The sequence below is a fragment of the Myxococcus sp. AS-1-15 genome, assembly GCF_020037055.1.
Lineage (GTDB): Bacteria > Myxococcota > Myxococcia > Myxococcales > Myxococcaceae > Myxococcus > Myxococcus fulvus.
In genome coordinates this window covers 289,648-303,022 of the sequence record NZ_JAIQDF010000003.1, presented here as the reverse complement: position 1 = coordinate 303,022, position 13,375 = coordinate 289,648, and the positions used below count along the sequence as shown (strand labels likewise).

11 protein-coding genes are annotated in these 13,375 nt (G+C 72.1%); 7 read left to right on the top strand and 4 right to left on the bottom strand.

The window, feature by feature from the left end; genetic code table 11:
- The gene (locus K8625_RS10690) at positions 1-2,937 is read right to left on the bottom strand and encodes a GDSL-type esterase/lipase family protein (protein ID WP_370641911.1); all 2,937 of its coding nucleotides are present in this window, start codon (positions 2,935-2,937) and stop codon (positions 1-3) included.
- A 70-nt stretch (positions 2,938-3,007) separates the two neighbouring features.
- On the opposite strand from K8625_RS10690, the gene K8625_RS10685 reads away from it, so the two are divergent.
- The 6 genes from K8625_RS10685 to tpx all read left to right on the top strand — a co-directional run bounded on the left by K8625_RS10685 (position 3,008) and on the right by tpx (position 10,352).
- The gene (locus K8625_RS10685; RefSeq protein WP_223746996.1) at positions 3,008-4,072 is read left to right on the top strand and encodes a mannose-1-phosphate guanylyltransferase; all 1,065 of its coding nucleotides are present in this window, start codon (positions 3,008-3,010) and stop codon (positions 4,070-4,072) included.
- Positions 4,073-4,273: 201 nt separating this feature from the next.
- Positions 4,274-6,217: a protein kinase gene (locus tag K8625_RS10680; RefSeq protein ID WP_223782651.1), complete on the top strand. Its 1,944-nt coding sequence runs from the start codon at positions 4,274-4,276 to the stop codon at positions 6,215-6,217.
- Between the two features lie 732 nt (positions 6,218-6,949).
- The gene (locus K8625_RS10675) at positions 6,950-8,320 is read left to right on the top strand and encodes a phosphomannomutase/phosphoglucomutase (RefSeq protein WP_223746998.1); all 1,371 of its coding nucleotides are present in this window, start codon (positions 6,950-6,952) and stop codon (positions 8,318-8,320) included.
- Positions 8,317-8,868, top strand: a complete 552-nt coding sequence (locus tag K8625_RS10670; RefSeq protein ID WP_141328863.1) for an NADPH-dependent FMN reductase — start codon at positions 8,317-8,319, stop codon at positions 8,866-8,868. Before K8625_RS10675 ends, K8625_RS10670 begins: the two co-directional genes overlap by 4 nt.
- Before the next feature lie 14 nt (positions 8,869-8,882).
- A complete protein-coding gene (locus K8625_RS10665; protein WP_223782650.1) occupies positions 8,883-9,815 on the top strand; it encodes an ROK family protein in 933 nt (310 codons plus the stop codon).
- 18 nt (positions 9,816-9,833) lie between these two features.
- On the top strand, positions 9,834-10,352 hold the full coding sequence (tpx, locus tag K8625_RS10660; protein ID WP_223747000.1) for a thiol peroxidase: 519 nt from the start codon (positions 9,834-9,836) through the stop codon (positions 10,350-10,352).
- A 30-nt stretch (positions 10,353-10,382) separates the two neighbouring features.
- Here tpx and K8625_RS10655 read toward each other — a convergent pair whose 3' ends face one another.
- Entirely contained in the window at positions 10,383-10,787 is a 405-nt protein-coding gene (locus tag K8625_RS10655; protein ID WP_223747001.1) for a hypothetical protein, read from the bottom strand.
- A 134-nt stretch (positions 10,788-10,921) separates the two neighbouring features.
- Here K8625_RS10655 and K8625_RS10650 point away from each other — a divergent pair, with 134 nt between their 5' ends.
- Positions 10,922-11,731 (top strand): helix-turn-helix domain-containing protein, encoded by an 810-nt coding sequence (locus K8625_RS10650; RefSeq protein WP_223782649.1) that lies wholly within the window; start codon positions 10,922-10,924, stop codon positions 11,729-11,731.
- Positions 11,732-11,794: 63 nt separating this feature from the next.
- Here the strand turns inward: K8625_RS10650 and K8625_RS10645 are convergent, their stop codons facing one another.
- Complete coding sequence (locus K8625_RS10645; RefSeq protein ID WP_223782648.1) at positions 11,795-12,343, bottom strand: M23 family metallopeptidase; 549 nt, start codon at positions 12,341-12,343, stop codon at positions 11,795-11,797.
- A gap of 52 nt (positions 12,344-12,395) precedes the next feature.
- Positions 12,396-13,370: a HEAT repeat domain-containing protein gene (locus K8625_RS43720; protein ID WP_255665579.1), complete on the bottom strand. Its 975-nt coding sequence runs from the start codon at positions 13,368-13,370 to the stop codon at positions 12,396-12,398.
- Between the last annotated feature and the right edge of the window lie 5 nt (positions 13,371-13,375).

Below are 13,375 nucleotides of genomic sequence, written 5' to 3'. Positions count from 1 at the left end.
TCAGTTCCCCTCCATGCGCGCGGTGGGCTCGCCCTTCTTGCGCGCCTCGTAGGCCGACAGGAAGTCCCGGGCGAAGCTCGCCGCCAGCCGCTCGTAGCCCTCGGGCGTCAGGTGCACGCCGTCCGCGTGCCCGTACACCGGCCGCGAGCGCTGCCAGCGCAGCATGGCCCGCTCACCGCCCATGGCCGCGCGAGCAGACCAGTACGCGCACCCCGCGTCCCGCGCGACGCGAGGCAGCGTGTCCAGCACCGTCGCCAGCGAGGGCGCCTCCGTCCAATGCCCGCTCGCGTCCTTCGCCAGCCGGTCCGTGGGCCCCAGCACCAGGCACTCCGCGTTGCCCGTGGCCTTGCGCAGCCGCGAGATGAGCGCCGTGTAGTCGCCCGACAGGCCTTGCGCGTCCAGGCCGACGAGGTTCGCCTCGTTGGTGCCGTACCAGAACACGAGCAGGTCCGGCCGCCGCGACGCGAGCTGCGCGTCCACCGCCGCCGCGTCCATGTCCCGCAGGGTGAAGGACGTGGAGCCGGGGAGCCCCAGCGCGTCCAGCACCACGCCCGGCGTGTCGTACTCCAGCGCCGCGCCCAGCACGGTGACCTGGCTGTTGGGCGCCGCCGCGACCTCCACCTCGTGCGAGGTGCCGGTGACGGGGAACGAGCGGATGCGCACGGTGGGCGCGGTGAGCGGCTCGGGCGGAGGTGCGTCCGGGGGGATGTCCTCGCCGTCCACGCGGATGTCCGGCGACGCCACGTCCGGCACGTCGAGCGCGTACAGGTCCAACCGGCCCGTGCGCGACTTCTCCTCCGGGCAGCCCTTGCAGAACTGGATGCGCAGCTTCGAGCCCGGCGCGCCCACGGCGCGGATGCCCGTCAGGCCCCACAGGCCGCCCGGCGTCGAGTCCAGCGCGTCCTCCACCTTCCACTCCCCCGTCAGCTCGCGCGCCACGCGCGCCTTGTCCAGGCGAGGCGAGGACTTGCCCGCGGCGATGAAGCCCCGGCCCGCGTCGCCGAAGCGCTTGGAGAGCACGTCGCGCACCGCGTCCGTGAAGTAGTGCGACGCGGTATGCGACGCGCCCAGCTGGGCGATGCCCACGCGCAGCGCTTCACCGGACTCGCGGCGGCGCAGCTTGTCGAAGGTCCGCGTCAGCGCCACGTCCGCGTCCTGCAGCCCCGGCGTGTCCGCCACCGGCACCAGCGCGGTGTGCGCCTTGGCGAAGCTGCGCTGGAGCGCCAGGTCGAAGAGGTGGCCCAAGAGGTCGGAGCCCTTGGCGCGCGGGTGCACCAGGTCCTCCAGCATCAGCCCCGCCTCCAGCCACCGCAGCGCCGCGCCCTCGCCGCCCATGGCGTTGTAGGCGTCCCAGAACGCGCAGCCGCCCAGGCGCGCCTCCTCGCGGAAGATGTCGGAGACCTCCTTGGACCCTCGGCGCGGCACCGGCTCGCCGCCCATGGTCCGCACGCCCGCGTCGATGGGGGACATCACCAGGCACGCTGCGTCCGGCACGTTGGTGCGCACGCGGGAGACCAGCTCCTTCATCTGCGCGCGCACTTCCTCCAAGGTGGTGCGCTCGCGCGAGTAGAAGAACGCCTCGTTGCCGCCCACCATCAGCACCACCATGGACGGCTTGCGCTGACGCAGCTGCGCGCGGAAGGCCGCGGGCTGGGCGCGCAGGTACACCTCCGCCATGCCGCCCAGCAGGCCCACCGTGTCGTAGATGACGCCCGGCGTGCCCGTCTCCAGCGTCACGCCGTGCAGCTCCACCCGGCCGGACGTGGTGAGCGTCAGCGTCCTGGCGCCCTCGGGCAGGTTCACCCGCGCGAAGGCCGCCTCCGACTTCGTCTTCGAGAAGCCGCGCGTCTGGATGCGCTGCAGCGGACGGCCGTCCACCGACAGCTGCACGGAGCCGCTGGAGGGCTGGGCCAGGAAGAACAGCTCCGCGACCCTGGCTCCTTCCGCGTCGTACTTCGTGTTCTGCGAGCCGCCCGCCGCGGTGAAGGCCACGCCCGTCCAGCCCACCCTGTCTCGGGGCCACTTGGTGTCCACCAGCCGCTCGATGGTCCACCCGTCCGAGCCCCGTCCGGAGCGCGTCCACCGGCCCGCGCTCGCGGGGCGGGTGATGAAGAGGAAGCCCTTGCCGCCCGAGCCGAAGCGCTCCTGGAGCCTGTCGCGCACCACATCGGTGATGTAGTCGGACGCCACCAGCGAATCGCCCAGGTGCACCACGCGCACGGGCGTGCGTCGGGTGTCCGCGCGCAGCTCGCCCAGCGCCTTGTGGAACGGGGCGAGCCCGTCCTCCTCGCACGTGCCGTCCGCTCGCGCCTTGCGGCAGTTGAGCTCGATGTCCACGTGCTGGGCGCTCATCTTCTCGCGCAGCGCCTCCAGCTCCACGGCGCGGGCCAGGGAAGGCGCGCTCAGCTCCTCCAGGCCGATGCCCGGCACGGTGGGCACCACGGGCTGGTCCGGGGGGAGCGCGGCGACGTCGGTGCCCGCGTCCTCGCCCGCCTCGTCCTCGGGGGGCGCGGTGGGCTTCGTCGGCTGGCCGGCGGCCACCTCCGTCTCCGGCGCGGGCACGGGCTGGCCCCCCAGGAACCTCGCCGGGACGGTCAGCGCGACCAGCTTCTCCTGCAAGGGACCGCGCTGGAGGGAGGGCAGGGGGCGCCACGCCTCCGGAATCGGGGCGAGCGAAAGCCCCAACGTCAGCGCGATGGTGAGGAGGAGCGTCAGCCCGGTGGATCTGGCCTTGAGGAAGTCCAACAGCGCGGCATGAGACTGGCTTTTCGGGGGCGGGTCAAAACTCCCGCCACTTCCGGCCGCTTCGCCGTCCGGAGGGCGTCCGGCCGGGCGGGGTGGGCGGGAAGGTGGGAGTCGCAACGGCTCTGGAGGGGCTGGCTTCGTCACGGCTGCCCTCTTTCCCGGAAAGGCCGAAACGGTATGGTGCGCCGCCAGTCACGCCGGGGGGAAGACCCTGGCGCTTCTCGCTGGCTCCGAGCCGGCACTCGCAGGAGTCGTACCCCGCATGGCCCTCTACCCCGTCATCATGGCCGGTGGCTCCGGCACGCGTTTCTGGCCGCTGTCCCGGCAGGCGCGCCCCAAGCAGTTCCTGCCGCTCGCCTCGAAGCTGCCGCTCATCACCGACACCGCCCAGCGCCTCAAGGGCCTGGCCACGGTGAAGAACACCTTCATCGTGTGCGGCCCGCTGCACGCGAAGGCCGCCGCGAAGCTGGTGAAGGGCCTTCCCAAGCCCAACCTCCTGGTGGAGCCCGTGGCCCGCAACACCGCGCCCGCCATCGCGCTCGCCGCGGTGCAGGTGGCCGCCCGCGACCCGAAGGGCGTCATGGTGGTGCTGCCCTCCGACCACCACGTGGCCGACGTGCCGGGCTTCAAGCGCGTGCTGGAGCAGGCCGCGCGCATCGCCGAGGGGGGCCACATCGTCACCCTGGGCATCCAGCCCCACCGCCCGGAGACGGGCTACGGCTACATCCAGGTGGGCGACGCGCTGGAGGGCGGCGGCCGCGCGGTGAAGGCCTTCAAGGAGAAGCCCGACCCCCAGACGGCGCAGGCCTACGTGTCCTCCGGTGAGTACCTGTGGAACGGCGGCATCTTCGTCTTCCGCGCGGACGTCATCCTGGCCGCCTTCGAGCAGCACATGCCGGAGATGAAGAAGGGCCTGAAGGCGCTGCGCGAGGCCGCCGGCAAGCGCACCTTCGGCGCGGTGCTCAAGAAGGTGTTCCCCAAGCTGCCGTCCATCTCCATCGACTACGGCGTGATGGAGAAGGCCAGCAACATCGCGGTGCTGCCGGGTGACTTCGGCTGGTCGGACGTGGGCTCCTTCGCGGCCATCCCCGAGGTGCGCCCCGCGGACGCGCACGGCAACGTCATCTCCGGCGACCTGGCCGTCGTGGTGGACTGCAAGGGCTGCATCGTGCTCGCCGACAAGCGCCCGCTGTCCGTCGTGGGCCTCACCGACGTGGTGGTGGTGGACTCCGGCGACGCGGTGCTGGTGGTGCCCCGCGAGAAGAGCCAGGACGTGCGCAAGGTGGTCGAGGCCCTCAAGGCCCGCAAGCTGCAGAAGTACCTGTAGGTGCAGGCGCCCAGTGTGCGCTGGAGAAACTTCCGACCCCGGGGCTGAAAGAACTTCCGCTCCGTGGGTAACGGGGTTCTCCGCTTTCTCGTCCCGGCGGGAGGTTGTCGTGTCCAGTCGCTGACGAAGTGGGGGGTGCACGCCGGTTGCAGGGCCGTCGCCGCCCGCCCCATCCCGGGGCGGACGGGGCGGAGCTCGAACATGGCTTGCAATCACTGCGCGGTGGAGCATCCGGTGGGGTCGGTGTGTCCTCGGGCGCCGTCCCTGGAGGGGCAGCGGCATGGCCCGCTGGTGCTGGGCGCGGCGTTGGGCTCGGGGGCGTTGGGCACGGTGTACCTGGCGGAGCACACGCCCACGGGGCACCGCTTCGCGGTGAAGGTGATGCACCCGCACCTGGCGGCCCAGCCGGTGGTGCGCTCGCGCTTCCTCATGGAGGGCCGCGCGCTGCGCTCGCTCAAGCACCGCCATGTCGCGCGGGTGCTGGACGCGCGCATCGGCCCCGCGGGGCTGCCGTGCCTGCTGATGGAGCACGCGGAGGGGGAGCCCTTCTCGAAGCTGCCCATGCCGCTGGCTCCGGCGGAGGTCGTCCTGGTGCTGGCCCAGGCGCTGTGCGCGCTGGAGGTCGCCCACGCGCAGGGCCGCGTGCACGGCGGCTTGAGCGCGGACAGCCTGGTGCTGACGTGGGATTCGCGGGGCGAGCGGCGGGTGAAGGTGCTGGGCTTCGGCTCTCGCGAGGTGCTCACCGCCAGCCTGTCCCGCGAGGAGCGCGCGTGCGGCATGGTGGTGGGCTCGCCCGCGTTCCTCGCGCCCGAGCAGTGGGCGCAGGACTCGGTGGATGGGCGCACGGACATCTACGCCCTGGGCGTGGTGGGCTACCTGCTGGCCACGGGCCGGCTGCCCTTCGGCTTCGGGCGCGTGGGGGCGCTGTCGCCCGCGGCGCCGCACGAACTCAACCCTCGCGTGCCGCGCGCGCTCTCGGACGTGCTGCTGCGCGCGCTCTCGCAGCGCCCCGGGGAGCGGTTCCCGGACGCCGTCTCCTTCCGCGAGGCGCTGCTGGACAGCCAGGGCATCGGCCGGGTGCGGCCCGCGCCGCCGCAGCGCACGCGCACGTCGCGCGGGAGCATCTCCATCTTCGGCCACATCCTCCCGGAGGACGACGCCACGCCGCTGCACCGCGCGCTGCGCGAGGTCGCCTACGAGCAGGTGCCGACGGCCGAGCTGACGCCGCCGAAGATGGAGTCGCCCCGGGGCCTGCTCGTGCGGCTGTGGCTGGCCACGGACGCGGAGCTGGTGCCGGTGCGCCTGGGGGACGTGACGGTGGATGGCTTCTTCGCCACGTGGGCGGGGGTGCTGCCTCCGCTCGCCTCGCAGCTCCCGGTGGAGCTGACCTTCAAGGGCCGCAAGGTGGCGTGCGACTGCGACGTGGTCCGCCATGTCACGCGCGAGGAGGCACGGGCGTGGAACGGTGAGTCGGGGCTGCACGTGCAGTTCGCGGGCGAGGCGGCGCGGGAGCTCCTGGCGCACGCGCTGGGGCTGGGCTCGGGGCCGCGCGCGCTGGATGCGGAGCCGGTGCCGGACGCGGAGCTGGCCCGGGTGCTGTCGCGCGCGGCGGTGGTGGAGAAGGACCCGTACGCGCTGCTCGGCGCGCTGCCGCATGAGGACTTCGAGGCGGTGCGCCGTCGCGCGACCTCGGCGCTGCGCAGGCTGAACCTCTTCCGTCAGCGCACCCTGCCCTTGGGACAGCGTCAGGCGCTGGAGGCGCTGCTGCGCCGGGTGGAGGCGGCGGGCCGCATGCTGACCGACGTGGTGTCGCGCGCTGGCTACGACGCCACGCGGGGGAACCTCGCGGGGGTCGCCCGCTGCCTCGACGCGGGGCTGGCGGATGAGCAGGCGGAGGTAATGCGCGGTGCCTTCCTCGCGGCGCGTCCGCTGGCGGAGTCGCGGGCCCGGGCGCTCTTCACGCAGGGCCATGCGCTGGAGGTTCGGGGGCAGCACGACGCGGCTCTCGAGCGCTACGCGGAGGCGCTGGCGTTGGATCCGCTCAACGCCTCCTGGCTGCGCCACTACCAGGTCCTGCGCGGGCAGCCGCGCCCTGAGGTGCCGCTCTCCATCGAGAGCGCCGGCGTGGAGGTCACCGCGCACTGAAGGCACGCGTGTTCCGGAGGGGCGCTCCCAGCGGAGCGAGGGTGCGGAGGTCACCGCGCACTGAAGGCGCGCGTGTTCCGGAGGGACGCTTCAAGCGGAGCGTGGGTGTGGAGGTCGCCGCGCACTGAAGGCGCGCGTGTTCCGGAGGGGCGCTCCCAGCGGAGCGAGGGTGCGGAGGTCACCGCGCACTGAAGGCGCGCGTGTTCCGGAGGGGCGCCCCCAGCGGAGCGTGAGCGCTGTGGACTCAGGTCCGGCCTCTACCGAGGCCGTCCTCGTGACCCTGGCGATACGGCGAGCACGCACTCGGGCCTCTACCGAGGCCGCCCTCGTGACCCTGGCGATACGGTGAGCACGCACTCGGGCCTTGCCGAGGCGGCGCCCGCTGCCGAGGAGAGGTCGCTGGCACGCGCTCGGCGGCCGCGCCGTCGAGGCGGGGCCCACCCGAACTTCTCCGACCCATGAGGGCTCGCCTGGAGGGCGTTCGCCCCAGGAGGCCGGCCCGACCGGAGCGCTCGCCTCCCCCGACAGAGGGAGCCCGGAGCCCCGGTCGCCCCACAGCCGGGCGGGTGTGGGGGTTGATTGGCACCCCAGGGATTCACAGGGGCGCCGAGGGAGCATCGTTCAGCAGCCCGCGCAGGCCCCCTGTCGGGTGCCGGGAACCGTTGCGCTCGTGTAGAGTCCGCCGCCCTCTGTCATGCCCTCCGGTTCCAGGAGGAGGGCGGGGACACCTTCATGAACGCGCATATCTTCCGCGAGTACGACATCCGGGGTCTGGTGGACAAGGACCTCACGGCCGAAGTGGTGGAGCTCTTGGGCAAGGGCCTGGGCACCATCATCCGCCGCAACGGCGGCCGCTTCATCGCCGTGGGCCGCGACTGCCGCGAGTCCTCCACCCGCTTCCGAGACTCGCTCTGTGCCGGCCTGACGTCCACGGGCCTCAACGTCTTCGACGTGGGCGTGGTGCCCACGCCGCTGACCTACTTCGCCGCCAACACCCTGCCGGTGGATGGCCTGGCCATGATTACCGGCAGCCACAACCCGCCCGAGTACAACGGCTTCAAGATTGGCGCGGGCAAGACGACCTTCCACAGCCACGAAATCCAGGCGCTGCGCCGCCTCATCGAGGCGCGGGACTTCGAGGTCTCGAAGACGCCCGGCACCGTGACGCCGTACGACATCATCACCCCCTACAACCACTTCGTCCGCCAGACGGTGAAGGTGGGCCGCAAGGGGATGAAGATCGTCATCGACGCGGGCAACGGCACCGGCGGCGCCATCGCCGTCCCGCTGTTCGAGAGCATGGGCTTCGAGGTGGTGCCCCTGTTCTGCGAGATGGACGCGACGTTCCCCAACCACCACCCGGACCCCACCGTGGTGGAGAACCTCCAGGACCTCATCGCCGCGGTGAAGCGCGAGAAGGCCGAGGTGGGCATCGCCTACGACGGTGACAGCGACCGCATCGGAGTCATCGACGACCAGGGCAACATCCTCTGGGGCGACCAGCTCATGGTCCTCTTCAGCCGCTACGTGCTCAAGGACAGCCCGGGCGCGGCCATCGTCGGTGAGGTGAAGTGCAGCTACACGCTGTACGACGACATCGCCAGGCGCGGCGGCAAGCCCGTGATGTGGAAGGCGGGCCACTCGCTCATCAAGGCGAAGATGAAGGAGGAGCACGCGGAGCTGGCCGGCGAGATGAGCGGCCACATCTTCTTCAAGAACCGCTACTTCGGCTTCGACGACGCGGTGTACTCGTCCGCGCGCCTGCTCGAAATCCTCACCCACGAGAAGCAGAAGATGTCGGAGCTGCTCGCGGACGTGCCGAAGACCTACGCCAGCCCCGAGCTGCGCTTCGACACGAAGGAGGAGAAGAAGTTCGAGATGGTCAAGCGCGCCACGGAGACGCTGCGCGCGGCGGGCCACGACATCATCGACGTGGACGGCGTGCGCGTGACGTTCCCCGACGGCTGGGGCCTCATCCGCGCCTCCAACACCCAGCCCATCCTGGTGCTGCGCTTCGAGGCCAACACGCCCGAGCGCCTCAAGGAGATCCAGGCCCTCATCGAGGGCACCGTGGCCCAGGTGCAGCGTGAGGTGGGAGGGTGAGCGCGCCTAGAATCCTGGCCATCGCGGGCAGCCTGCGCACCGGCGGCTTCAACCAGAAGCTCCTGGCGCTGGCCGTCGAGAAGGCCCGCGCGCTCGGCGCGGACGTGGACGTGGTGGACCTCAAGACGGTGGGCGTGCCGCTCTACGACGGTGACGTGGAAGCCCAGGGCCTGCCCCCGAGCGTCGTCGCCCTGCGCGAGCGGGTGGCGAAGGCCCAGGGCCTCCTCATCTCGAGCCCCGAGTACAACTCGTCGATTCCAGGCGGCCTGAAGAACGCCATCGACTGGGCGTCGCGTGCGCCCGGCCGGCTGTTCCAGGGCAAGTGGACGGCCATCATGGGCGCCAGCCCCGGCAACTTCGGCACCGCGCGCATGCAGCCGCACCTGCGGCAGGTGATGTCGTCGGTGGGCGCGCTGGTGCTGCCCACGCAGGTGCACCTGGCGCGGGCCGCGGAGGCCTTCACGCCGGAGGGCCGGTTCAAGGACGACGCGCGGCAGCAGGAAGTCGAGGCGCTGGTGACCGAGCTGGTCCAGCGCGTGAAAGGCTAGAGGGGAACACCGCCATGCCGACGCTGGGAATCGACCTGGGGGGGACGTTCGCTCGAGCCGCCGTGGTGGACGAGGCGGGGAAGCTGCTCGCGTCGACCAAGGTGGCGCTCGCCGAGCGCAGCCCGTCCGGGGTGGTGGAGACCATCGCCCAGGCCGCCTCCGAAGCGGTGCGGTCCGCGGGTGTGCCGGTGGACGCCTGCGGCGTGGGCGCGGCCGCGCAGATCCACAAGGACTCCGGGGTGCTGTCGGTGGCCCCCAACCTGGGCTGGCGCAACGTGCCCCTGGGCAAGATGCTCACGGACCGGCTGAAGCAGCCGGTGAAGGTGGTGAACGACCTGTCCGCGGCCGCGTGGGGTGAGCTGCACGCGGGCGCGGGCCGTGGCGCGCAGGACCTGCTGGTGGTGTTCGTCGGCTCGGGCGTGGGCAGCGCCATCATCGCCGGCGGGCGCCTCCTGGAAGGCGCGGGCGGGGTTGCGGCCGAGCTGGGCCACATCAAGGTCGTCCCCGACGGGCGGCGCTGCGGCTGCGGCGAGCAGGGCTGCCTGGAGGCGTATACCGGGGGCCACAACCTCATCGCCCAGTCGAAGGAGCTGCTCGCCGCGGGCCGTGCTCCGCTGCTCGCGAAGCTCGTGGAGAACGACGCCTCCCGGCTGACGCCGGTGTCGCTGGAAGAGGCGGCGGAAGCAGGCGACGAGGCCGCTCGGGAGGTGTATGAGCGGGCCGCGCGTTTCCTGGCGCTGGCGGTGGCCAACCAAGTGACGGTGTTGAACCCGGCCAGGCTCATTCTCGGGGGTGGGGTGTTGAACCACTGCCCTGGGATGCGGCGCCGGGTGTTGGACGGTGTGAGGGCGTGGGCGTCCCAGACGTCCCGCGAGGGGTTGCTCATCGCCGACGCGGAGCTCGGCGACGACAGCGGCCTCATTGGTGCGGCACTGCTGGCCGCGTGACGTGAGAGGAGTGCAGTGATGGCCGAGTTCAAGGACCAGGTCACCTACCGCGGCAAGCCGGTGACGCTGGAGGGCGACGGGCAGGTGCAGGTGGGCGACCTCGCGCCCGACTTCACCGTGTACAAGGGCTTCTACGAGTCCCACCGCCTGTCGGAGCTCAAGGGGCAGGTGGTGGTGTTGAGCGTGGCGCCGAGCGTGGACACCAAGGTCTGCGCCATCCAGCTGCGCATGTTCAACCAGCAGGCGACGCAGCTGGGGCCGGACGTGAAGGTCTGGTACCTGAGCCTGGATTTGCCCTTCGCCCTCAACCGCTTCAGCGCGGCCGAGGGCATCCAGAACGTGGCGGTGCTCTCGGACTACAAGGACCGGGACTTCGCGCGGAAGTACGGGCTGTACATGAAGGAGCTGGGCCTCCTGGCGCGCAGCACCTTCGTGGTGGACCGCGAGGGCCGGGTGGTGTTCCGCGAAATCGTCCCGGAGATGATGCACGAGCCGGACTACGACGCCGCGCTGGAGGCGGTGCGCAAGGCGCTCTGAGGCACGCCTCGCGCCGCGCTCGACGCACGCTCAGGCGGGCACCATGCGGGCCTGCTTGAGGGCCATCAGCTCCAGGCCGCTGAAGGCGGCCACGGCCACGGCCTGCACCACGGTGAAGGCCACGCCCCAGACGGTGGGCTGCACCCAGCCCGTGGCGAGCAGCGCCAGGCTGTCCACCGTCCACAGCACGTTGGCGCCGATGATGGCCCAGACGAGCCCCCGGGGGACGAGGGGCCGGTTGGCCAGGAACACGAGCAGCGCGGCGAAGGGCAGCAGGCTGAAGCCCGCCGAGCGCAGCAGCGTGACGGGCAGGCCGAGCAGCTCGCTCAGGGGCTGGGCGGCGAAGAACATCAGGGCCCCGGTGGCGCCGCTGATGAGGCCGTCGGCGAGCAGGATGTGGCCCAGGAAGGTACGCGACGCGGGAATGGCGCTCATGGCTGTGTCCTTGGAATGCGGCGCCGGGGAAATCCCGCCGCCGTCTGGGGACACACATTGCGCGTGGGCGGTGCGCGGGTCGATTACGCGGGAGGTAATGGGCAGGCTTCCCCGTTGTTCCTAGGGTCAGGGGCATGATGATGCCGAGCCGTCCGGTGGGAGAGTTGCTGCGCGAGTGGCGTCAGCGCCGCAGCCTGAGTCAGTTGGACCTGGCGTGCCGCGCGGAGGTGTCCGCCCGCCACGTGAGCTTCCTGGAGACGGGGCGCTCCACGCCGAGCCGGGACATGCTGCTGCACCTGGCCGAGGAGCTGGACGTGCCGCTGCGCGAGCGCAACACGCTGCTCGTGGCGGCGGGCTTCGCGCCCGTCTACTCGGAGAACGAGCTGGACGGGCCGCGCATGACGGCGGCGCGCGAGGCGGTGGAGCTGGTGCTCTCCGGACACGAGCCGTACCCGGCGCTCGCGGTGGACCGGCACTGGCACCTCGTCACGGCCAACCGCGCGGTGGGTGTGCTCCTGGAGGGCATCCCCGGCGAGCTGCTCCATCCGCCCATCAACGTGCTCCGCCTGAGCCTGCACCCGGACGGCCTGGGCCGGCGCATCCTCAACCTGGAGCAGTGGCGCGCGCACGTGCTGGCCAGGCTGCAGCGGCAGGTGTCGGCCACCGCGGACGCGACGCTGGCGGCGCTGCTCGACGAGCTGCGAGGGATGGGGCCGGTGCCGAGCCACGCGGCCGAGCCGGACTACGCGGGCGTGGTGGTGCCGCTTCGCATCATGACGCCCCGGGGCGTGCTGGCCTTCATCGGCACGACGACGGTGTTCGGCACGCCGGTGGACGTCACCCTGGCGGAGCTGGCGATTGAGTCCTTCTTCCCCGCGGACGCGGCGACGGGGGAAACCCTGCGCCGGGCCGCCGCCGAGGCCCCGCGGCGCTCCGACGCGTGAAACAAGGACGCCCCGCCTCGGCCATAGGGAAACCGGAGCGGGGCGCGGGTTTGGGGACTGCGACTACAGCGTGGGCGTACCCACGCGATTGCTGCAATACGCACTGGAGCCGCACGTGGTGCCGACGCTGGTGTACCAGGCCGTCTTGCGGGTGCCGTACTGGCGGTTGTCCGCGTGCACGTGCGCGCCGGTGGAGTTGCCCGTGGAGCCCACCAGGCCCAGCGCGCAGCGGTCGCACGTCTTGGAGCCGGAGGACACGTTGGAGTTCAGGTGGAGCTGGCGGAAGTCCCAGCCGCTGCCGCCGGTGACGACGTAGTAGTTGCCCGCGCCGCCGTTGCAGCTGGTGCCGCCGCTGCAGTTGTTCGCACAGCCGCCGTAGTAGGCGTAGTAGCGGCTGACGTTGATCATCCCGCGGTGGTTCCACACGCTGCACGTGCCATTGCTCATGTCGAGCGCGTTGTGGCTGCTGCCCGAGCACGAGTAGTACGTCGTGGAGCCCACGCGCGCGGCCGTGTCACAGATGGGACCGACGGCCGTCGCCGACGACGCGCTCGTGGACCACCCCGTCACGGCCAAGGCCACCGTGGCCAACATCCACTTCAATGCCTTCATGGAACTGCCTCCTCTGGTTGTTTCGCTGCGGCACTGCCCGGTGATGCAGGGGTCACCTCCTCAGCCGCTGCTTCTCGCGCAGCAGCAGGTGCCACTCCTGGAGGTTGAGCTTCAGCGCGGACAGCCACGCGTCGATTTCAGGGTCCATGCGCGGGTCCACGCCGCGCAGCGACTCCAGCAGGGGCCGCGCGGAGGCCTGGCCCAGCCGGGCGATGCCCTCGAGCGCCGCCTTGCGCACCGCCGGATTCGTGTCCCCGCGGAAGGCCTCCACCAGCGCGCGCCGCGCCCCCGCTGACTCCGCTCCCGGCGCGCCTCCCAGCGCCGTCGCCGCCGCCGCGCGCAGCTCCGGGGACTCGGCCTTCAGGTGCCGGGTGACGCGCTCCACCGTCTCGTGGCCCACGGCCTCCATGGACACCTCGCCCAAGAGCCTCGCCGCCACCGCGGGGTCCTCGGCCGCCGACGCCACCGCCACCGTCGTCTCCGACACCGTGCGGTCATGGCCCGAGTACACCTGTGCGCTCTCCGCCAGCAGGTTGTCGGCCACCGCCTGGCGCACCTCCGGGGAGCTGTCGCGCACCAGCTGCTCGTACGTCACCACGCCGCCGTTCTTCGCCATGAACTCCACGGAGGGCGTGGCCCTGAGGGCCCGCACCGCCGCCGCGCGCGCCGCCGGGTCCGCGTCTCCCGCGGCTCGGGCCAGCAGCGGCTGCACCAGTCCGGGCGACTCCGCGTGACTCGCCTTCGTGGCCAGCGCCGCGCCCAGGGCCTCCAGCACCTCCGGCTGGTGCTCGCGCTCCAGCGCGGCCTGTAGCTCCCCGGCGGGCATGGCCAGCGCCGCCTCCCGCAGCCGCGCCTTCACGTAGTGCTTCAGCGCGGGCGAGCCGTCCTTCATCGCCGCGCGCACGTCGCGGAGCATCGTCTCCACCGAGCACGTCTCGGGCGTCAAGAGCGGCGCGGCCGCGCTCGCCGGCCCCGCCGCGCCCAGGAGGAACGACACCAGGAGCCCGCGCCCCCATCGCCTGTTCATGAGGG

Excerpts from the sequence above, each read along its gene's own strand:
- K8625_RS10685 (WP_223746996.1), top strand. The coding sequence starts at position 3,008 with ATGGCCCTCTACCCCGTCATCATGGCCGGTGGCTCCGGCACGCGTTTC.
- K8625_RS10680 (WP_223782651.1), top strand. The coding sequence starts at position 4,274 with ATGGCTTGCAATCACTGCGCGGTGGAGCATCCGGTGGGGTCGGTGTGT.
- K8625_RS10675 (WP_223746998.1), top strand. The coding sequence starts at position 6,950 with ATGAACGCGCATATCTTCCGCGAGTACGACATCCGGGGTCTGGTGGAC.
- K8625_RS10665 (WP_223782650.1), top strand. The coding sequence starts at position 8,883 with ATGCCGACGCTGGGAATCGACCTGGGGGGGACGTTCGCTCGAGCCGCC.
- tpx (WP_223747000.1), top strand. The coding sequence starts at position 9,834 with ATGGCCGAGTTCAAGGACCAGGTCACCTACCGCGGCAAGCCGGTGACG.
- K8625_RS10655 (WP_223747001.1), bottom strand. The coding sequence starts at position 10,787 with ATGAGCGCCATTCCCGCGTCGCGTACCTTCCTGGGCCACATCCTGCTC.
- K8625_RS10650 (WP_223782649.1), top strand. The coding sequence starts at position 10,922 with ATGATGATGCCGAGCCGTCCGGTGGGAGAGTTGCTGCGCGAGTGGCGT.
- K8625_RS10645 (WP_223782648.1), bottom strand. The coding sequence starts at position 12,343 with ATGAAGGCATTGAAGTGGATGTTGGCCACGGTGGCCTTGGCCGTGACG.
- K8625_RS43720 (WP_255665579.1), bottom strand. The coding sequence starts at position 13,370 with ATGAACAGGCGATGGGGGCGCGGGCTCCTGGTGTCGTTCCTCCTGGGC.